The sequence below is a fragment of the Streptomyces sp. NPDC005202 genome, from assembly GCF_040608235.1.
GTDB lineage: Bacteria > Actinomycetota > Actinomycetes > Streptomycetales > Streptomycetaceae > Streptomyces.
In genome coordinates this window covers 4,705-24,376 of record NZ_JBEXHW010000014.1, presented here as the reverse complement: position 1 = coordinate 24,376, position 19,672 = coordinate 4,705, and the positions used below count along the sequence as shown (strand labels likewise).

Here is a 19,672-nt window from a genome sequence, read left to right as displayed (position 1 = left end):
ATGAGCTGTGGCCTGGGACACAACGGACACCCTGCGAGAGGGAGATGTCGTGAGCAACGAAAGCCTGGCCAACCTGCTCAAGGAAGAGCGCAGGTTCGCACCCCCCGCCGACCTGGCCGCCAACGCCAACGTCACCGCGGAGGCGTATGAACAGGCCAAGGCTGACAGGCTCGGCTTCTGGGCCGAGCAGGCCCGCCGGCTGACCTGGGCCAAGGAGCCGACCGAGACCCTCGACTGGTCGAACCCACCGTTCGCCAAGTGGTTCAAGGACGGCACGCTCAATGTGGCGTACAACTGCGTCGACCGGCACGTCGAGGCCGGGCACGGCGACCGCGTCGCCATCCACTTCGAGGGCGAGCCCGGCGACAGCCGCGCCATCACCTACGCCGAGCTCAAGGACGAGGTGTCCAAGGCCGCGAACGCCCTGCTGGAGCTCGGAGTTCGGAAGGGCGACCGAGTCGCGATCTACATGCCGATGATCCCGGAGACGGCGGTCGCGATGCTGGCCTGCGCCCGGATCGGCGCCGCGCACTCCGTCGTCTTCGGCGGTTTCTCCGCGGACGCGCTCGCGACCCGGATCCAGGACGCCGACGCCAAGGTGGTCATCACGGCCGACGGCGGCTACCGGCGCGGCAAGCCGTCCGCGCTCAAGCCGGCGGTCGACGAGGCCATCGACCGCGTGGACAACGTCGAGCACGTGCTCGTGGTCCGCCGCACCGGCCAGGAGGTCGCCTGGACCGAGGGCCGGGACGTGTGGTGGCACGAGGTCGTCGAACCGCAGTCCGCCGAGCACACCCCGGAGGCGTTCGAGGCGGAGCACCCGCTGTTCGTCCTGTACACCTCCGGCACGACGGGCAAGCCGAAGGGCATCCTGCACACCTCCGGCGGCTACCTCACGCAGACGGCGTACACGCACTGGGCCGTCTTCGACCTCAAGCCGGAGACGGACGTGTACTGGTGCACCGCCGACGTCGGCTGGGTCACCGGCCACTCGTACATCGTGTACGGGCCGCTGGCGAACGGCGCGACGCAGGTGATGTACGAGGGCACGCCCGACACCCCGCACCAGGGCCGCTTCTGGGAGATCGTGCAGAAGTACGGGGTGACGATCCTGTACACGGCCCCGACCGCGATCCGTACGTTCATGAAGTGGGGCGACGACATCCCCGCGAAATTCGACCTGTCCTCCCTCCGCGTCCTCGGCTCGGTCGGCGAACCGATCAACCCGGAGGCGTGGATCTGGTACCGCAAGCACATCGGCGCCGACCGGACCCCGGTAGTCGACACGTGGTGGCAGACGGAGACCGGCGCGATGATGATCTCGCCGCTGCCGGGCGTGGCCGAGGCCAAGCCCGGCTCGGCCCAGCGGCCGCTGCCCGGCATCTCCGCCACGGTCGTGGACGACGAGGGCAACGAGGTGCCGAACGGCGGTGGTGGCTACCTGGTGCTCACCGAGCCGTGGCCGTCAATGCTGCGCACCATCTGGGGTGACGACCAGCGGTTCATCGATACGTACTGGTCGCGGTTCGAGAGCCGGTACTTCGCCGGTGACGGCGCCAAGAAGGACGAGGACGGGGACATCTGGCTCCTCGGGCGCGTCGATGACGTGATGCTGGTGTCCGGCCACAACATCTCCACGACCGAGGTCGAGTCGGCGCTGGTGTCGCACCCGGCGGTCGCCGAGGCGGCTGTGGTCGGCGCGGCGGACGAGACGACCGGGCAGGCGATCGTCGCCTTCGTGATCCTGCGCGGTACGGCGGCGGAGACCGAGGACCTGGTGGCCGAGCTGCGCAACCACGTCGGCACCACCCTCGGCCCGATTGCCAAGCCGAAGCGGATCCTGCCGGTGGCGGAACTGCCGAAGACGCGCTCGGGGAAGATCATGCGCCGTCTGCTGCGGGACGTTGCGGAGAACCGGCAGCTCGGGGACGTCACGACGCTGACGGACTCCACGGTGATGGACCTCATCCAGACGAAGCTCCCGGCGGCGCCGAGCGAGGACTGAGTACGGCTCCGAGGGGCACCCGGCGACAAAAGCGCCGGGTGCCCTTTTATGCCCCATGTGCCGCATGCGCCCCATGTGAAGGTGCCATGCACGTCATGAGGAGATGCATCCCCGTGCCATAGGGAGATACGCCCCCTGCCCTACGGAGACGCGCCCCCGCGCCATACGGAGACGCGCCCCCGCGCCATACGGAGACGCACCCCCGCGCCATACGGAGACGCACCCCCCGTGAAAGATCAACGAGCCCGCCCGCCGCACCTTAGATAAACTAAGCAAAAAGCATGATCCTCGAGGCGCGCCGGGAAGTCTGGTCGGCATGTGATCCGTCCTGCCCACCGACCGGAGGTCTCCTCGTGGCCGCGTCCCGCACCCGCACCACCCCCGCCCGCAAGGCACTCGGACGCCTGTCCCTGCCCGAGCGGACCTTCGTCGCGGACGCGCTGCGCACCGAGACCGTCGGCGGTGTGCTGCTGCTCCTCGCCGCGGTCGCCGCCCTGGTCTGGGCGAACATCCCCGCGCTGCACGCGAGCTACGAGACCGTCAGCCACTTCCACCTCGGCCCCGCCGTCCTCGGCCTGGACCTGTCCGTCCAGCACTGGGCCGCCGACGGGCTGCTCGCGGTCTTCTTCTTCGTCGCCGGGATCGAGCTCAAGCGCGAGCTCGTCGCCGGTGACCTGCGGGACCCCGGGGCCGCGATCCTGCCGGTGGTCGCCGCGCTGTGCGGCATGGCGGTCCCCGCGGTCGTCTATGCCCTCACCAGCGCCACCGGGGGCGGCTCACTCGCCGGCTGGGCGGTGCCTACGGCGACCGACATCGCCTTCGCGCTCGCCGTGCTCGCGGTCATCGGCACCTCGCTGCCCAGCGCCCTGCGCGCCTTCCTGCTGACGCTCGCCGTCGTGGACGACCTGTTCGCGATCCTGATCATCGCGGTCTTCTTCACCGAGCGCCTCAACTTCGCCACGCTCGGCGGGGCGGTGGCCGGCCTCGTCGTCTTCTGGCTGCTGCTGAGAAAGGGCGTGCGCGGCTGGTACGCGTACGTCCCGCTCGCCCTGGTCATCTGGGTGCTGATGCACAACAGCGGCGTCCACGCCACCATCGCGGGCGTCGCGATGGGCCTGATGCTGCGCTGCACCCCCCGCGAGGGCGAGGAGCACTCCCCCGGCGAGCACATCGAGCACCTGGTACGGCCGCTGTCGGCGGGCCTCGCCGTGCCGCTGTTCGCGCTGTTCAGCGCCGGTGTCTCCATTTCGGGCGGCGCGCTCGGAGACGTGTTCACCAAACCCGAGACCCTCGGGGTCGTGCTCGGACTCGTCGTCGGCAAGGCGGTCGGCATCTTCGGCGGCGCCCGGCTCACCGCCCGCTTCACCCGCGCATCCCTCAGCGAGGAGCTGGCCTGGGCCGACGTGTTCGCCGTCGCCTCGCTCGCCGGGATCGGCTTCACCGTCTCGCTGCTCATCGGCGAGCTGGCCTTCGAGGGCGACACGGCGATGACGGGCGAGGTCAAGGCCGCCGTCCTGTGCGGCTCCCTCATCGCGGCGACGCTGGCGACGGTGCTGCTGAAGATACGGAACACCAGGTACCGCAGGCTGTGCGAGGCCGAGGAGCGGGACGAGGGCCTCGACGGCATCCCGGACGTCTACGAGCAGGACGACCCGGCGTACCACCTGCGCATGGCCGAGATCCACGAGCGGAAGGCCGCCGAGCACCGCCGGCTCGCCGAGGCGAAGGCCGCCGAACGGCAGGCGCGGCTTGCCGAAGTACCGGGCGGGGCAGGCGAGGAGAACGACAGTCCGGCATGATCTGACGGGACGGTACAAAATACAGGACCGTTCCCAGTCAGGCAGAAGTCAGGCAGCAGTCGAAGCCGGACGGAAGCAGAGTCAGGCAGGAGAGGGAGACCGCGATGAGCGCACCCGACGGCAGCCCGGTCGGCGCCGAACGCAGCATCGGCCAGCTGTTCGCCTCGGCGACGACCGAATTGTCGGCGCTGGTGCACGACGAGATCGCGCTGGCCAAGGCCCAGCTGAAGCAGGACGTCAAGCGCGGCGCGGCGAGCGGCGGCGCGTTCACCGTGGCCGGCGCGGTCCTGGTGTTCTCCCTGCCGATGCTCAACTTCGCGCTGGCGTACGGCATTCGGACCTGGAGCGGCTGGAACCTCGCGGTCTGCTTCCTGCTGTCCTTCGCGGCCAACGTCCTCGTCGCCGGCGGCCTCGCGCTGATCGGCGTGGTCTTCGCGAAGAAGGCCAAGAAGAGCCAGGGCCCGCAGAAGGTCGCCGCGTCGATGAAGGAGTCGGCGGGCGTCCTGCAGAAGGCCAAGCCGCACCCGCGCCCGGAGACCCCGGCCCTGGAGGACCGGGCCCCCGCGGCCATCGAGCCTGTGGCACGCTCGTCGTCATGACGGATCCCGCCACCCCTTCGGCGCAACCCACCTCGGTCGTACGGATCGACGGCCCCTGGAGCCACCGGGACGTCGCCGCCAACGGCGCCCGCTTCCACATCGCGGAGCTCGGCGACGGCCCGCTGGTGCTGTTGCTGCACGGCTTCCCGCAGTTCTGGTGGGCCTGGCGGCACCAGCTGGTCGCGCTCGCCGACGCGGGCTTCCGGGCCGTCGCCATGGACCTGCGGGGCGTGGGCGGCAGCGACCGTACGCCGCGGGGCTACGACCCCGCCAACCTCGCGCTCGACATCACCGGTGTGATCCGCTCACTCGGCGAGCCGGACGCCGCGGTGGTGGGCCACGACCTGGGCGGCTATCTGGCGTGGACGGCGGCCGCGATGCGCCCCAAGCTGGTACGGCGTCTCGCGGTCGTCTCGATGCCGCATCCCCGGCGCTGGCGCTCGGCGATGCTCGCGGACGTCCGGCAGACGGCCGCGAGTTCCTACATCTGGGGATTCCAGCGGCCCTGGATCCCCGAGCGGCAGCTGACCGCCGATGACGGCGCGCTCGTGGCCCGTCTCGTACGGGACTGGTCGGGCCCCAGGCTGCCGGACGACGAGGCGCTGGAGATGTACCGCCGCGCCATCTGCATCCCGTCCACGGCGCACTGTGCGATCGAGCCCTACCGCTGGATGGTGCGCTCCCTGGCCCGCCCCGACGGCATCCAGTTCTACCGCCGTATGAAGCGGCCCGTGCGCGTGCCGACGCTGCATCTGCACGGCTCCCTCGACCCCGTGCAGCGCACGCGCAGCGCGGCCGGCTCGGGCGAGTACGTCGAGGCGCCGTACCGCTGGCGGCTGTTCGACGGGCTGGGCCACTTCCCGCACGAGGAGGATCCGGTCGCTTTCTCCACCGAACTGGTCAACTGGCTGAAAGACCCCGAACCCGATCGGTGACCGAGCCGATGCGCCCGGTATTCGAACGTGAACGCTTGTCCTACGAACGGCCAATTGCCCGGCGCATAGGCCAATTGGGGTGTCGACGCGAGGTTATCGACCTTGGGGCGGGGGCACACGTCGAGGTATGGGCTGGACGCACGACTACAGTGACACAGCACGCAACCGCCGCTCGGGCAGTGGCCTGAGCTCCCACCAGCGAGGCACCCCGCAACTGCCTGGTACGGACCTCCGGGTGGGGATCCCGCGCATCCTGCGCCGCCGGGCCCGCTGGGTGTCCGTACGCCTGCGTCACCCACGCGGCTGACGCCCCGGCCCTTCGGACAAGGGCTCAGAGCGCGCAGCTGTCGCTGTCCACCTGCTGGTTCGCGGTACGCCCCTTGGCGATGTCCTGCTGGATCTCGTCCGCCGTGAGCGCGTAGCCGGTATTGGCGTCGTCGAGGGACTTCGCGAACACCACGCCGTAGACCCTGCCGTCTGTCGTGAGCAGCGGGCCGCCGGAGTTGCCCTGGCGGACGGTCGCGTACAGCGAGTAGACGTCGCGGCGGACGGTGCCGCGGTGGTAGATGTCCGGGCCGTTGGCCGTGATGCGCCCGCGCACACGCGCGGCACGGACGTCGTACGCCCCGTTCTCCGGGAAGCCGGCGACGATCGCGCTGTCGCCGCTGCGCGCGTCTGTGGCCGTGAACTTCAGGGCCGGGGCCCTCAGGTCCGGTACGTCGAGTACGGCGATGTCGCGCCGCCAGTCGTAGAGGACGACCTTCGCGTCGTACTTCTTGCCCTCGCCGCCTATCTGGACGGTGGGCTCGTCGACACCGCCGACGACATGCGCGTTGGTCATGACGCGTCGGTTGCCGAACACGAAGCCGCTGCCCTCGAGGACCTTGCCGCAGCTCTGGGCGGTGCCCATGACCTTGACGACGGACCGCTTGGCGCGGGTGGCGACCGCGCTGTGCGCCAGGGCCGGGTCCGGGGGCCGGACGTTGTTGATCGGCTCGTTCGCGAAGGGGCTGAAGACCTGCGGGAAGCCGTTCTGCGCAAGGACCGCGGAGAAGTCCGCGAACCAGGTGTCGGCCTGCGCGGGCAGCGCCCGGGACACCCAGAGCAGCACCTTGGAGTCGCGCACCTCCCTGCCGAGCGTCGGCAGCGTCGTACCGGCGAGGGCCGAACCGATCAGCCAGGCGACGAGCAGCATGGCGACGACGTTGACCAGGGCGCCGCCGGTCGCGTCCAGGGCGCGGGCCGGGGACCAGGTGATGTACCGGCGCAGCTTGTTGCCGAGGTGGGTGGTCAGGGCCTGGCCGACCGAGGCGCAGACGATGACGACGACCACCGCGACGACGGCGGCGGTGGTGCTGACCTCCGTGTTGTCCGTCAGGGCGTCCCAGATGACCGGAAGCGTGTAGACGGCGACGAGGCCGCCGCCCAGGAAACCGATCACCGACAGGATGCCGACGATGAATCCCTGGCGATAACCCACGACGGCGAACCACACGGCGGCGACCAGCAGCAGGATGTCCAGCACGTTCACCGCGTCAAGCCTCGCCTCATCATCTTTCGCTCACCAAAGGTCGGCCGGGGGTCCGGCCCGCCGCGCAGCGGCAATCGGACACGGCGTCCCTTGGGAAAACACAGCACGAGGGCCACCCTGTCATGACCGCCAGTCGAGCGGGACCTGCTTGGTGCGGTCCCAGGGCTGCTCCCAGCCCGCGTAGTGGAGCAGGCGGTCGATGATTCCGGCCGTGAAGCCCCACACGAGGGCCGATTCGACCAGGAACGCCGGGCCTCGGTGGCCGCTGGGATGGACGGTCGTGGCGCGGTTCTCCGGGTTCGTGAGATCCGCCACGGGGACCGTGAAGACGCGGGCGGTCTCGCCCGGATCGACGACGCCGACGGGGCTGGGCTTGCGCCACCAGCCGAGCACGGGGGTGACGACGAAGCCGCTGACCGGGATGTAGAGCCTTGGCAGCACGCCGAACAGCTGGACGCCGCTCGGATCGAGACCCGTCTCCTCCTCGGCCTCGCGCAGGGCGGCGCGCAGCGGACCCTCCGCCTTCGGGTCGCCGTCCTCGGGGTCGAGGGCGCCGCCGGGGAAGGACGGCTGGCCCGCGTGGGAGCGCAGCGAGCTCGCCCGCTCCATCAGCAGCAGCTCGGGCCCGCGCTCACCCTCGCCGAAGAGGATCAGGACGGCGGACTGGCGCCCGTCCCCGTTCTCCGGCGGCAGGAAGCGGCTCAGCTGGACTGGCTGGACCGTCTCCACGACGTGCACGACCGGATCCAGCCAACCCGGCAGCCCCTCCTTGCTGAGCTCCACCGGGCCGCCGTGAGTATCACTCGCACGCGTCATCGCCACCCCCGTCGTCCTGCCGTGTCCAACGCCCCACAGCACCGAGATCGTTCCACCGGCTCCACGGGCAGCGAGCGCTTCGCCCCCGGCAACCGATCCGAAGCGTGCGTGGACCGAGCCCCAGGCGCCGGCCGGCCCACCTTCGTCCGCCGATCGGTTGTCGTCCGCCGATCCGCGGTCGCGGGCCGACCCTCCGTCGTCCGCCGACCCGCCGTCGTCCGCCGAACCTCCGTCGTCCGCCGACCCGCCGACGTCCGCCGAACCTCCGTCGTCCGCCGACCCGCCGACGTCTGCCGACCCGCCGACGTCCGCCGACCCGCCGACGTCCGCCGAACCTCCGTCGTCCGCGGGCCCGCCGTCGTCCGCCGACCCGCCGTCGTCCGCCGACCCGCCGTCGTCCGCGGGCCCGTCGTCGCGGGCCGACGCGTCGGCATCGGCCGATGCGATCGTCCCGTCATCCGGCCCCCAGAGGCGGCGCCGGCTTGCCGCCCGCGTCCAGGTAGGGCTTCGGGGGCTTGAGGCGCTGGCCCGGGAAGCCGCCCTTCTCGTACTTCAGCAGCTTCTTCGCCTTCTCCGGGTCGGTCTCGCCCTCGCCGTAGGACGGGCAGAGCGGGGCGATGGGACAGGCGCCACAGGCGGGCTTGCGGGCATGGCAGATGCGGCGGCCGTGGAAGATCACGCGGTGCGAGAGCATCGTCCACTCGCTCTTCGGGAAGAGCGCCCCGACGGCGGCCTCGATCTTCTCGGGGTCGGTCTCGTCGGTCCACTTCCAACGCCGCACCAGCCGCTGGAAGTGCGTGTCCACGGTGATGCCGGGGCGGCCAAAGGCGTTGCCGAGGACCACGAAGGCGGTCTTGCGGCCGACGCCGGGCAGCTTGACGAGGTCCTCGAGACGGCTCGGGACCTCGCCGCCGAACTCCTCCACCAGTGCCTTGGACAGGCCCATGACCGCTTTGGTCTTGGCCCGGAAGAAGCCGCAGGGCCGGAGGATCTCCTCGACCTCCTCCGGATTGGCGGCGGCGAGATCCTCGGGGGTGGGGTATTTGGCGAACAGCGCGGGCGTCGTCTGGTTGACCCGGAGGTCCGTGGTCTGGGCGGACAGGACCGTGGCGATCAGCAGCTGGAAGGGGTTCTCGAAATCCAGCTCGGGGTGCGCGTACGGGTACAGCTTGGCGAGCTCACGGTTGATACGGCGGGCGCGGCGGACGAGGGCGGCGCGCGACTCGTTCTTCGGCGGCTTCGGGGCGACGGTCTTCACGGGAGAGGCCTGCTTCACGGCGACCGAGGCCTTCTGGGGCGCGACGGTCACCTTCTTCTCCTTCGCGGCGGTCTTCTTGGCCGTCGTCTTCTTGGCCGTCGTCTTCTTCGCCGTCGTCGTCTTCGCCGCGGTCTTCTTCGTGGCGGTCTCCTTCGCCGCGGTCTTCTCCGCCGCAGCCGTCTTCGACGGGGCCTTCTTCGCGGCGGTCTTCTCCGCCGCAACCTTCTTCACCGGCGTCGCCTTCTTCACGGGCGACTTTTGGGCTGTTTTTTCCGTTTTCTTTCCACTGTCGGACTCCCGTTCGCCCACAGCGGAACCCTGACGTACAACCACCCGCCCAGCCCCCTCGGCCTGTGCTCTCACCGGCGATTTGGACACCCGGCCAGCCTAAAGCCCGGGGCCGACATCCGCCCCGGACCCCGGAGATCAGCCCCCGATTGGACCCCTGCCGCTCACCTCGGGACACCTGTGCGGCATCCTTGTGACAGATCACACTGTTTGGATCGTCCGGCAAAATGGGGAACACGGTCCCCTGGCACACCGGGGAGCAAGATCCCCTGAGCAGGTCGACAAGGAGAGAACTCGTGGACGACGTTCTGCGGCGCAATCCGCTCTTCGCGGCGCTCGACGACGAGCAGGCCGCGGAGCTCCGCGCCTCCATGACGGAGGTGACCCTCGCACGCGGCGACTCGCTGTTCCACGAGGGCGACCCGGGTGACCGTCTCTACGTGGTCACCGAGGGCAAGGTCAAGCTGCACCGCACGTCCCCCGACGGCCGCGAGAACATGCTGGCCGTGGTCGGCCCCGGCGAGCTCATCGGCGAACTGTCGCTCTTCGACCCGGGCCCGCGCACCGCGACGGCGACCGCCCTGACCGAGGTCAAGCTGCTCGGCCTGGGCCACGGCGACCTCCAGCCCTGGCTGAACGCACGGCCCGAGGTGGCCGGTGCGCTGCTGCGCGCCGTCGCACGGCGCCTGCGCAAGACCAACGACCAGATGTCCGACCTGGTCTTCTCGGACGTGCCGGGCCGTGTCGCCCGCGCCCTGCTGGACCTCTCCCGCCGCTTCGGCGTGCAGTCGGAAGAGGGCATCCACGTCGTGCACGACCTGACGCAGGAGGAGCTGGCCCAGCTGGTCGGCGCGTCCCGCGAGACCGTGAACAAGGCCCTGGCGGACTTCGCCCAGCGCGGCTGGCTCCGTCTGGAGGCGCGCGCGGTCATCCTCCTGGACGTGGAGAGGCTCGCGAAGCGCTCGCGCTGACACCAGGTTCTGCCCGTACGTCGATGGGGTCCCGTCTCGTGTGAGGCGGGGCCTTGTTGCTGTGTGGCCGGATGATGCCGACCCGCGCTGCACAGGAAGACCCGTGCCTGAAACCGCCTCCCGCAAAGGCCTCGGCCCCGGGGGATACCTCGAGCGCGAAGGCTCGCTCGCGCGTGTCCCCCACGCCTTCCGCCCTGGCGTCGCGGCCGCCCGTGAGCAACTGCTGGATGTCTTCGGGGCGCGGCTGCACAGCGCGTACCTCTACGGGTCCATCCCACGCGGCACCGCGCGCGTGGGGCGCAGTGACCTGGACCTCCTGGTCGCGCTGCGAAACGAGCCGAGCGATGCCGACCGGCGGGACGCCCGCGCGTTCGGGGAGGCTGTCGACAAGGAGTTCCCGCAGATCGACGGGGTCGGCACGCTGCTCTTCAGCCGGGCGCGGCTGCTGAGCGAGCTGGAACGGTACGACCTGGGCTGGTTCGTCGCCTGCCTCTGCACGCCGCTGCTCGGGGACGATCTCGCCGAGCACCTGCCCCGCTACCGCCCCGACTCGCTCCTCGCGCGGGAGACCAACGGCGATCTGTTCCTCCACCTTCCCCGGTGGCGGGAGCGGATCGCCGCGGCCGAGGACTCGGACGAGGCCCGCAGGCCCCTCGTACGGTTCATGTCCCGGCATCTGGTCCGGACGGGGCTCACCCTCGTCATGCCGCGCTGGCAGGGCTGGACCAGCGATCTCCGGGAGATGGCCGACGTCTTCGGCGCCTACTACCCCGCGCGGGCCGCACGGATGCGCGCGGCGGCCGTCCACGGCTACGAACCGGTCGGTGACCTCGCCGTCCTGCACACGTACGTCGACGACCTCGGGCCCTGGCTCGCCGAGGAGTACGCGCGCGTGCACGGCGTCAAGGCGCCGCGTCCCGGCGTTAGATGAGCCCGTGCTCCTCCAGGTAGTCCAGCTGCGCCCGCACCGAGAGCTCCGCCGCCGGCCACAGGGAGCGGTCCACGTCGGCGTACACGTGGGCGACGATCTCGGCCGGGGTGCGGTAGCCGTCCTCGACCGCCGTCTCGACCTGGGCGAGCCGGTGGGCGCGGTGGGCGAGGTAGTACTCGACGGCGCCCTGGGCGTCCTCCAGGACGGGGCCGTGGCCGGGGAGGACCGTGTGGACGCCGTCGTCGACCGTGAGGGATCTCAGGCGCCGCAGGGAGTCCAGGTAGTCGCCGAGACGGCCGTCGGGGTGTGCCACGACCGTCGTGCCGCGGCCCAGGATCGTGTCGCCTGTGAGCACCGCCTGGTCGGCCGGGAGGTGGAAGCAGAGGGAGTCCGCGGTGTGGCCGGGGGTCGGTACGACCCTCAGCTCCAGTCCGCCCACCCTGATCACGTCCCCGTTGCCCAGGCCCTCGTCGCCCAGTCGCAGCGCCGGGTCCAGGGCCCGCACCTTGGTGCCGGTCAGCTCGGCGAAGCGGGCGGCACCTTCGGCGTGGTCGGGGTGACCGTGCGTGAGCAGGGTCAGGGCGACGCGCTTGCCGGCCTTCTCCGCGGTGTCGACGACGGTGCGCAGGTGGCCCTCGTCCAGCGGGCCCGGGTCGACCACCGCGGCCAGGTCGGAGTCGGGCTCCGAGACGATCCAGGTGTTGGTGCCGTCCAGGGTCATGGCGGAAGGGTTGGGCGCGAGGACGTTGACGGCCCGCGCGGTGGCCGGGCCGGAGAGGACGCCGCCCCGGGGCTGGCCGGGGAGCGCTGCTGCGTCCGTCATGCGAGGGGACCTTCCTGGACGTGTGTCGTGCGGGGGTCGTGCGGGGGTCGTGCGGTGTCGCACCGGGGCCGTGCCGTGTCGTGCGGGACGCCGGGGCCGTGCCGTGTCATGCGGGAGCCGTGCCGGTCGGGATGTGCTTGGTGAACTCGTCGTGGCCCGGCCAGGACAGGACGATCTCGCCGTCCACCAGACGGGCCTGCGCGAGGACGGGGGTCAGATCGCGGGCCTGCGCCGCCGCGAGCGCCTCGGCGGCGCTGCCGCACGGGGTCAGCTGGCGCAGGGTGGCGATGGTGGGCGGCATCATCAGCAGCTCGCCCTTGTCGTACGAGGCCGCCGCGTGCTCGGGGCGGATCCATACCGTGCGGTCGGCCTCCGTGGAGGCGTTCCGGGTGCGCTGCCCCTCCGGAAGGGCGGCCACGAAGAACCAGGTGTCGTAGCGGCGGGGTTCGAACTCGGGGGTGATCCAGCGGGCCCAGGCGCCCAGCAGGTCCGAGCGCAGGGCCAGCCCCCGGCGGTCGAGGAACTCGGCGAAGGACAGCTCGCGGGCGACCAGGGCGGCGCGGTCCGCCTCCCAGTCCGGGCCTGTGGTGTCGCCGACGACGGAGTCGGGGGTGGGGCCGGCGAGCAGGACGCCTGCCTCCTCGTATGTCTCCCGGACGGCCGCGCAGACGATCGCCTGGGCCGCCGTGTCGTCGACGCCGAGCCGATCGGCCCACCACGCGCGCGTGGGGCCCGCCCAGCGGACCTGGTGGTCGTCGTCGCGGGGGTCGACGCCGCCGCCCGGGTACGCGTACGCGCCTCCGGCGAAGGCCATGGAGGCGCGTCTGCGCAGCATGTGGACGGCAGGCCCGGTGTCTGTGTCCTTCAGGAGCATGACGGTGGCCGCGCGCTTCGGAGCGACCGGAGTCAGGGTGCCGTCCGCGAGCGCGCGGATGCGGTCCGGCCAGTCCGGGGGAAACCACTGCCCATTCGCCATGGGCGGAGGCTATCCCGTGGTGAGCGAATGTTCGAGAGGTCCCCGAGGTCAGGGGGCGACTAGGGAACCAGCTCGACCTGGATCTCCACCTCCACGGGCGCGTCCAGCGGCAGCACCGCCACGCCGACCGCGCTCCGCGCGTGCACGCCCTTGTCGCCGAGGACCTCGCCCAGCAGCTCGCTCGCGCCGTTGACGACGCCCGGCTGGCCCGTGAAGTCCGCGGCCGAGGCGACGAAGCCCACGACCTTCACCACGCGCGCGATACGGTCCAGGTCGCCCGCGACGGACTTGACGGCCGCGAGGGCGTTCAGCGCGCAGGTGCGCGCCAGGTCCTTGGCCTCCTCCGGCGTGACCTCCAGGCCCACCTTGCCGGTGACCGGCAGCTTGCCCTCCACCATCGGCAGCTGGCCGGCGGTGTAGACGTACGGCCCGGACTGTACGGCCGGCTGGTAGGCGGCCAGCGGCGGCACGACCTCCGGCAGCGTCAGCCCCAGTTCGGCCAGCCTCGCCTCGACCGCGCTCATCACTGCTTCTCCCGCTTCAGGTAGGCCACCAGCTGCTCCGGGTTGTTCGGCCCGGGCACGACCTGGACGAGCTCCCAGCCGTCCTCGCCCCAGGTGTCCAGAATCTGCTTCGTGGCATGGACGAGCAGCGGCACGGTTGCGTATTCCCACTTGGTCATGTGGCCGACTGTAGCCCCTGTTGTCCACAGCCTCCCGCGTAGGCCGAGCGCGGACTGGTTAGGCTCGAAGACGTGAGCAGGCTCCAGGTCGTCAGCGGCAAGGGCGGGACCGGAAAGACGACGGTCGCCGCGTCCCTCGCGCTGGCCCTGGCCACGGAGGGGAAGCGGACGCTCCTCGTCGAGGTCGAGGGTCGGCAGGGCATCGCACAGCTCTTCGAGACGGAGGCGTTGCCCTATGAGGAGCGGAAGATCGCCGTAGCTCCCGGGGGCGGGGAGGTGTACGCACTGGCCATCGACCCCGAACGGGCCCTGCTGGACTACCTCCAGATGTTCTACAGGCTGGGCGGCGCCGGCCGGGCCCTGAAGAAGCTCGGCGCCATCGATTTCGCCACCACCATCGCGCCCGGCCTGAGGGACGTCCTGCTGACCGGCAAGGCGTGCGAGGCGGTACGGCGCAAGGACAAAAGCGGACGGTTCGTATACGACTACGTCGTCATGGACGCGCCGCCGACCGGACGCATCACCCGATTCCTCAACGTCAACGACGAGGTGGCCGGGCTCGCGAAGATCGGCCCGATACACAATCAGGCGCAGGCCGTGATGCGGGTGCTGAAGTCGGCCGAGACGGCTGTGCACCTGGTGACGCTGCTGGAGGAGATGCCCGTCCAGGAGACCGTGGACGGCATCGCCGAACTGCGCGCCGCGCGGTTGCCGGTGGGGCGCATCATCGTGAACATGGTGCGGCCGCAGGTGTTGGACAGCGCAGATCTGGAACTCGTACGCACCGTTCCGCGTACCGCCGTCTCCCGGTCACTGTCCTCCGCCGGGCTCGGCGGGGCGCGACGCGGCGGGAACGCCGAGCGGCTCGTGGATCCGCTGCTGAAGCAGGCCGAGGAGTACGCCGAGCGGTACGCGCTGGAGCAGGAACAGCGGTCCGTCCTCGGCGAGCTGGGCCTGCCGCTGCACGAACTGCCGCTGCTCGCCGAGGGCATGGACCTGGCGGGCCTGTACGAACTGGCGACCGAGCTGCGGAAGCAGGGGATGTCATGAGCCCGGACCCGACCTACGCGCACGAGACCGCACGCCCCTCGGCCCACGGGCACGACTCCGCCCGCAGGCTGACCCCCGCGCGCGTGCTCGACGTCGATCCGCTGCTCGACGATCCGAAGACCCGGATCGTGGTGTGCTGCGGCTCGGGCGGGGTCGGCAAGACGACGACGGCTGCGGCCCTCGGCCTGCGGGCCGCCGAGCGCGGCCGCAAGGTGGTGGTCCTCACCATCGACCCGGCCCGTCGGCTCGCCCAGTCCATGGGCATCGACTCGCTCGACAACGTCCCGCGCCGGGTAAAGGGCACCGAGGGCGACGGCGAGCTGCACGCCATGATGCTCGACATGAAGCGCACCTTCGACGAGATCGTCGAGGCGCACGCGGACCCCGAGCGGGCGGCCGCGATCCTGGCCAACCCCTTCTACCAGTCGCTCTCGGCGGGCTTCGCGGGCACGCAGGAGTACATGGCGATGGAGAAGCTGGGGCAGCTGCGGGCCAAGGACGAGTGGGACCTCATCGTCGTCGACACGCCGCCGTCGCGCTCGGCCCTGGACTTCCTGGACGCGCCGAAGCGGCTCGGGTCCTTCCTGGACGGCCGGCTGATCCGCCTGCTGACGGCCCCGGCGAAGCTCGGCGGGCGCGCGGGGATGAAGTTCCTGAACGTCGGAATGTCGATGATGACCGGCACCCTCGGCAAGCTGCTGGGCGGTCAGCTGCTGAAGGACGTCCAGACGTTCGTGTCCGCGATGGACACGACGTTCGGGGGCTTCCGTACGCGCGCGGACGCGACGTACAAGCTGCTCCAGGCGCCGGGGACGGCGTTCCTGGTGGTCGCGGCCCCGGAGCGGGACGCGCTGCGCGAGGCCGCGTACTTCGTGGAGCGGCTGGCCGCCGAGAAGATGCCCCTCGCCGGTCTGGTGCTCAACCGGGTCCACGGCAGCGGCGCCGACCATCTGTCGGCCGAGCGGGCGCTCGCCGCCGCGGAAAATCTTGAAGAGCCCCGCATTGTGGATCAGGAGGACGGGAAAGCTGGACTTCGTAACTCTCCTGACACGTACGGAAGTTCAGATTCTCCCGCTTCCGAGGCACCAGCTTCCGACGAAGGCTCCCCCGCCGCCACGGACTCGGAGCGCACGGACATGGAACGGACCGACGCGAAACGGGCCGACGCGAAACGAACGGACCCGGAACCCACGGACCCGGAGCGGTCCGTCGACCAGCTCACCGCAGGCCTGCTGAGGCTGCACGCCGAGCGCATGCAGCTGCTCTCCCGCGAGCAGCGCACGCGTGACCGCTTCACCGCGCTGCACCCCGAGGTGGCGGTGGCCGAAGTGGCCGCGCTGCCCGGCGACGTGCACGACCTCGCGGGGCTGCGGGACATCGGAAACCGGCTCGCGGACAACCGACGGGAGCTGCCCGAGGCCACTGCCTGACCTGAGGCGCCCGAAGCGCACACCCTGCCTCACCCGAGGCGGGTGCCGGAGAGGGTTCCTCAAGTGACCGAGGATGGTTCCTCAAATGACCGAGGAGGGTCCCTCAAGTGACCGAGGGAACACCCTCAGATGATCCTCGGATGACCGAGGGGGTGCCCTCAGGTGGTTGAGGGTGGTGCCCTCAGCTCACCGCCGCGTAGTTCTCGTACACCTGGTCGTCGTCGAGGGACACCAGGCCCGCCCCGCGCTCGTACTCCATACGAGCCGTCTCGAGCAGCCGGCGCCACGAGGTGACGGTCGGCCGCCGGCGCAGCAGTGCGCGGCGCTCCCGCTCCGTCATGCCTCCCCACACGCCGAACTCGACGCGGTTGTCGAGCGCGTCGGCGAGGCACTCGGTGCGTACCGGGCATCCGGTGCACACCGCCTTGGCCCTGTTCTGCGCTGCTCCCTGAACGAACAGTTCATCCGGATCGGTAGTGCGGCAGGCCGCCTGCGCACTCCAGTCGGTTACCCAGCCCATACCGGCGCCGTCCTCTCCCGAATCGAGGCTCCCCCACGGCGGCAGCGGCATATTCACCGCCGCCAGTTGAGGACGTTACGGAAGGTGGGCACGGCGCAACACCCCCTTCGGGCCCAATCTTGAATGGCCCGAACGGACTATGGGTAAGCGGCAGATCACCCGGGGGAGTGATTGGCGACATCCGCGACATTCCCGGCACAACGGGGCATTTCTGTTGCGCCACAACGGACGCCAGATGACACACAAGGTGAATTCGGGCACGGACCCAACACGCCCTCACCCTCGCTCCCGACACACCGTGACAAAAAAGTCGCGAAGATCCGCGAACGTTTCTGGGTGGCCGGACGTATTGATACGTGGCCGCACTGCTGTGACAGTTGAGAGCAGCTTAGGCCAAGGCATATACGCGTGTCCGGCGATTGAGAACGTAGGCTGCCCTCATGCCAAAGAAGCGCTCGGGCGGAGGTCTGTCGCCAACGCAGCAGGCCGCCAAGTTCCTCGGTGTCAGTGTGCTCGCGGGAGCGGTCCTGGCCGGCATCGCGCTGCCCGCGGCCGGCGCGCTGGGCCTGGCAGCCAAGGGGTCGGTCGAGGGATTCGACGAGATTCCGGCCAACCTCAAGCGCCCGCCACTCAGCCAGCGCACCACGATCCTGGACAACCAGGGCCACCAGATCGCGCAGGTCTACTCCCGCGACCGTACGGTGGTCGACCTGAAGGACATCTCGCCGTACATGCAGAAGGCGATCGTCGCGATCGAGGACTCGCGCTTCTACCAGCACGGCGCGATCGACCTGAAGGGCGTTCTGCGCGCGCTGAACAAGAACGCGCAGAGTGGCGGGGTCGCCCAGGGCGCGTCCACGCTCACGCAGCAGTACGTGAAGAACGTCTTCGTCGAGGAGGCCGGTGACGACCCGACGAAGGTCGCGCAGGCCACCCAGCAGACCCTGGGCCGCAAGATCAAGGAGCTGAAGTACGCGATCCAGGTCGAGAAGGAACTCGGCAAGAAGAAGATCCTCGAGAACTACCTGAACATCACGTTCTTCGGCGAGCAGTCCTACGGCGTCGAGGCCGCCTCCCAGCGCTACTTCTCCAAGCACGCCAAGGACCTCAACCTGCAGGAGGCGGCGCTGCTGGCCGGCATCGTCCAGTCGCCGAGCCGGTACGACCCGGTCAACGACGAGGCGGAGGCCACCAAGCGGCGCAACGTCGTGCTGCAGCGCATGGCCGAGGTCGGCAACATCTCCCAGGCGGAGGCCGACAAGGCCAAGAAGGCGCCGCTTGGTCTGAAGATCACCCAGCCGCGCAACGGGTGCATCACCGCGGTCAAGGGCGCCAGCTTCTTCTGCAAGTACGTCGAGCAGGTCTTCCTCAACGACCCGGTCTTCGGCAAGACCCGCGAGCAGCGGGCCAAGGTCTGGAACCAGGGCGGCCTGACCATCCGTACGACGCTGGACCCGCAGGCGCAGGAGTCCGTGCAGGCCTCGCTCAAGCAGCACGTCTACAAGTCGGACCAGGTCGCCGCGGCGGCCGTGCTGGTCGAGCCCGGCACCGGCAAGGTCGTCGCGATGGGCCAGTCCAAGCCGTACGGCTACGGCAAGAACGAGACCGAGATCAATTTCTCGGTCGGCAGCGACATGGGCGGCTCGAACTTCGGCTTCCCGACCGGTTCGACGTTCAAGCCGTTCGTGGCGGCGGCCGCGCTGGAGCAGGGCAAGCAGGCGACGCAGGAGTACTCGTCGCCGTACAAGATGGAATACCCGAGCCCGGTCCAGACGTGCGGCAGCAGGCCGTGGGTCAACATCGACCACGACAAGGTGGAGAACGAGAGCCAGTCGGAGGTCGGCCCGTACCGGATGAAGGAGGCGATGGCGAAGTCGGTCAACACCTACTTCGTCCAGATGATCTCCGACATCGGCCTGTGCCCGGTGGTCAAAATGACCGACAAGCTGCACGTGGTGCAGGGCGACGGCAAGAAGCTGCCCGAGAAGCCCGCCATCGCGCTGGGTTCGGTGGGCATCTCCCCGCTGACGATGGCGAGCGCGTACGCCACCTTCGCCAACCGGGGCACGTACTGCACGCCGGTCGCCATCGAGTCGATCACGCAGAAGATCGGCGGCCAGCAGAAGTCGCTGGCGGTGCCGAAGTCGACCTGCTCACGGGCCATGTCCGAGAAGACCGCGGACACCGTCAACACGCTGCTGCAGGGCGTCGTTGACTCCGGTACGGGTCAGCAGGCCGGCCTCTCCGACCGCGACAACGCCGGTAAGACGGGTACGACGGACGAGCGCAAGAACGCCTGGTTCGTCGGCTACACGCCGAACCTGTCCGGCGCGGTGTGGGTGGGCAGCGCCACCCAGAAGGTCAAGATGATCAACATCCGCATCGGCGGTGTGTTCAACTCGCTCGTCTACGGCGGCGAGGTGCCCGGCCCGATCTGGCGGGACGCGATGACCGGCGCCCTCGCGGGCAAGGACGCGCCGTCCTTCCACCTCGTCGACATCCCTGACGGCGGCGACAAGGGCAAGGGAAAAGGCCACGGGAACGGTAACGGCCGCGACGACGGCAACAACGGTGGGAACCCCGGCGACATCGGCGGCATCATCGGCGGCCTGACCAACGGCGGCACGAACGGCGGCGCCACGAACGGCGGCCCCTTCCCGACGCCCACCTTCTCCTTCCCGGAGGGCTTCATCCAGGGCCAGAACGCCGGGACCAACGGGAACGGGAACGGGAACGGGGGGCGGCGCGGCTGACGGCCGTACCCGACCGGGTCAAGCGGCCCCTTCCTTTCCGACGTACGGAGAGGAAGGGGCCGGGTGTTTTGCGGGCGCCGGAACCGAACTGCGCGCCGGAAGCCAGGGCTTCAGCCGGTTGTGGCTGCCGACATCCGGGCGCAGGCAACCGGCCAGCCAGGACGTCAGCCGGTTGTAGCCGCCGACAGCCGGGCGCAGGAACCGGCGCTTCAGCCGGTTGTAGCCGCCGACAGCCGGGCGCAGGAACCGGCGCTTCAGCCGGTTGTAGCCGCCGACAGCCGGGCGCAGGAACCGGCGCTTCAGCC

19 protein-coding genes are annotated in these 19,672 nt (G+C 70.3%); 10 read left to right on the top strand and 9 right to left on the bottom strand.

Features of this window, described 5'->3' with window-relative positions:
* Positions 1–49: 49 nt before the first annotated feature.
* The 5 genes from acs (at position 50) to ABZV31_RS21070 (ending at position 5,645) form a co-directional block, all read left to right on the top strand.
* The gene (acs, locus tag ABZV31_RS21090) at positions 50–2,005 is read left to right on the top strand and encodes an acetate--CoA ligase (protein ID WP_355895926.1); all 1,956 of its coding nucleotides are present in this window, start codon (positions 50–52) and stop codon (positions 2,003–2,005) included.
* A 353-nt stretch (positions 2,006–2,358) separates the two neighbouring features.
* The gene (nhaA, locus tag ABZV31_RS21085) at positions 2,359–3,804 is read left to right on the top strand and encodes a Na+/H+ antiporter NhaA (protein WP_355895923.1); all 1,446 of its coding nucleotides are present in this window, start codon (positions 2,359–2,361) and stop codon (positions 3,802–3,804) included.
* Positions 3,805–3,908: 104 nt separating this feature from the next.
* Positions 3,909–4,403 (top strand): phage holin family protein, encoded by a 495-nt coding sequence (locus tag ABZV31_RS21080; RefSeq protein WP_355895921.1) that lies wholly within the window; start codon positions 3,909–3,911, stop codon positions 4,401–4,403.
* Positions 4,400–5,338, top strand: coding sequence for an alpha/beta hydrolase (locus ABZV31_RS21075; protein ID WP_355895918.1), 939 nt, complete (start codon positions 4,400–4,402; stop codon positions 5,336–5,338). Before ABZV31_RS21080 ends, ABZV31_RS21075 begins: the two co-directional genes overlap by 4 nt.
* Positions 5,339–5,465: 127 nt before the next feature.
* Positions 5,466–5,645 carry a hypothetical protein gene (locus ABZV31_RS21070; RefSeq protein ID WP_355895915.1) on the top strand — a complete coding sequence of 60 codons (180 nt, stop codon included), beginning with the start codon at positions 5,466–5,468 and terminating at the stop codon, positions 5,643–5,645.
* A 24-nt stretch (positions 5,646–5,669) separates the two neighbouring features.
* Here ABZV31_RS21070 and ABZV31_RS21065 read toward each other — a convergent pair whose 3' ends face one another.
* The 3 genes from ABZV31_RS21065 to nth form a co-directional block, all read right to left on the bottom strand.
* Entirely contained in the window at positions 5,670–6,869 is a 1,200-nt protein-coding gene (locus ABZV31_RS21065) for a MarP family serine protease (RefSeq protein ID WP_355895912.1), read from the bottom strand.
* 120 nt (positions 6,870–6,989) lie between these two features.
* Positions 6,990–7,685, bottom strand: a complete 696-nt coding sequence (locus ABZV31_RS21060; RefSeq protein ID WP_355895909.1) for a CoA pyrophosphatase — start codon at positions 7,683–7,685, stop codon at positions 6,990–6,992.
* A gap of 454 nt (positions 7,686–8,139) precedes the next feature.
* On the bottom strand, positions 8,140–9,192 hold the full coding sequence (gene nth, locus ABZV31_RS21055; RefSeq protein WP_355895908.1) for an endonuclease III: 1,053 nt from the start codon (positions 9,190–9,192) through the stop codon (positions 8,140–8,142).
* A gap of 335 nt (positions 9,193–9,527) precedes the next feature.
* On the opposite strand from nth, the gene ABZV31_RS21050 reads away from it, so the two are divergent.
* Both ABZV31_RS21050 and ABZV31_RS21045 read left to right on the top strand, forming a co-directional pair.
* On the top strand, positions 9,528–10,202 hold the full coding sequence (locus ABZV31_RS21050; protein ID WP_355895905.1) for a Crp/Fnr family transcriptional regulator: 675 nt from the start codon (positions 9,528–9,530) through the stop codon (positions 10,200–10,202).
* 103 nt (positions 10,203–10,305) lie between these two features.
* On the top strand, positions 10,306–11,133 hold the full coding sequence (locus ABZV31_RS21045; RefSeq protein ID WP_355895903.1) for a nucleotidyltransferase domain-containing protein: 828 nt from the start codon (positions 10,306–10,308) through the stop codon (positions 11,131–11,133).
* Here the strand turns inward: ABZV31_RS21045 and ABZV31_RS21040 are convergent.
* The 4 genes from ABZV31_RS21040 to ABZV31_RS21025 all read right to left on the bottom strand — a co-directional run bounded on the left by ABZV31_RS21040 (position 11,126) and on the right by ABZV31_RS21025 (position 13,614).
* Positions 11,126–11,956, bottom strand: a complete 831-nt coding sequence (locus ABZV31_RS21040; RefSeq protein ID WP_355895902.1) for an MBL fold metallo-hydrolase — start codon at positions 11,954–11,956, stop codon at positions 11,126–11,128. The two genes, ABZV31_RS21045 and ABZV31_RS21040, sit on opposite strands and share 8 nt — an antisense overlap.
* Positions 11,957–12,062: 106 nt before the next feature.
* Positions 12,063–12,932 (bottom strand): NUDIX hydrolase, encoded by an 870-nt coding sequence (locus ABZV31_RS21035; RefSeq protein WP_355895900.1) that lies wholly within the window; start codon positions 12,930–12,932, stop codon positions 12,063–12,065.
* A 59-nt stretch (positions 12,933–12,991) separates the two neighbouring features.
* Positions 12,992–13,456, bottom strand: coding sequence for a RidA family protein (locus ABZV31_RS21030; protein WP_355895897.1), 465 nt, complete (start codon positions 13,454–13,456; stop codon positions 12,992–12,994).
* Complete coding sequence (locus tag ABZV31_RS21025; RefSeq protein ID WP_003991873.1) at positions 13,456–13,614, bottom strand: DUF4177 domain-containing protein; 159 nt, start codon at positions 13,612–13,614, stop codon at positions 13,456–13,458. Before ABZV31_RS21025 ends, ABZV31_RS21030 begins: the two co-directional genes overlap by 1 nt.
* 72 nt (positions 13,615–13,686) lie before the next feature.
* Here ABZV31_RS21025 and ABZV31_RS21020 point away from each other — a divergent pair, with 72 nt between their 5' ends.
* Together ABZV31_RS21020 and ABZV31_RS21015 are read left to right on the top strand one after the other, a co-directional pair.
* Positions 13,687–14,664: an ArsA-related P-loop ATPase gene (locus ABZV31_RS21020; protein ID WP_355895894.1), complete on the top strand. Its 978-nt coding sequence runs from the start codon at positions 13,687–13,689 to the stop codon at positions 14,662–14,664.
* Positions 14,661–16,094, top strand: coding sequence for an ArsA family ATPase (locus tag ABZV31_RS21015; RefSeq protein ID WP_355895891.1), 1,434 nt, complete (start codon positions 14,661–14,663; stop codon positions 16,092–16,094). The genes ABZV31_RS21020 and ABZV31_RS21015 overlap by 4 nt, the downstream gene beginning before the upstream one ends.
* A gap of 181 nt (positions 16,095–16,275) precedes the next feature.
* Here the strand turns inward: ABZV31_RS21015 and wblA are convergent, their stop codons facing one another.
* Positions 16,276–16,614 (bottom strand): transcriptional regulator WblA, encoded by a 339-nt coding sequence (wblA, locus tag ABZV31_RS21010; protein WP_030177205.1) that lies wholly within the window; start codon positions 16,612–16,614, stop codon positions 16,276–16,278.
* A gap of 440 nt (positions 16,615–17,054) precedes the next feature.
* Here wblA and ABZV31_RS21005 point away from each other — a divergent pair, with 440 nt between their 5' ends.
* Positions 17,055–19,367: a transglycosylase domain-containing protein gene (locus tag ABZV31_RS21005; protein ID WP_355895887.1), complete on the top strand. Its 2,313-nt coding sequence runs from the start codon at positions 17,055–17,057 to the stop codon at positions 19,365–19,367.
* Positions 19,368–19,385: 18 nt separating this feature from the next.
* On the opposite strand, the gene ABZV31_RS21000 is transcribed toward ABZV31_RS21005, so the two are convergent.
* Positions 19,386–19,672: hypothetical protein (locus tag ABZV31_RS21000; protein WP_355895884.1), on the bottom strand; the 287-nt coding region annotated here is incomplete at its 5' end.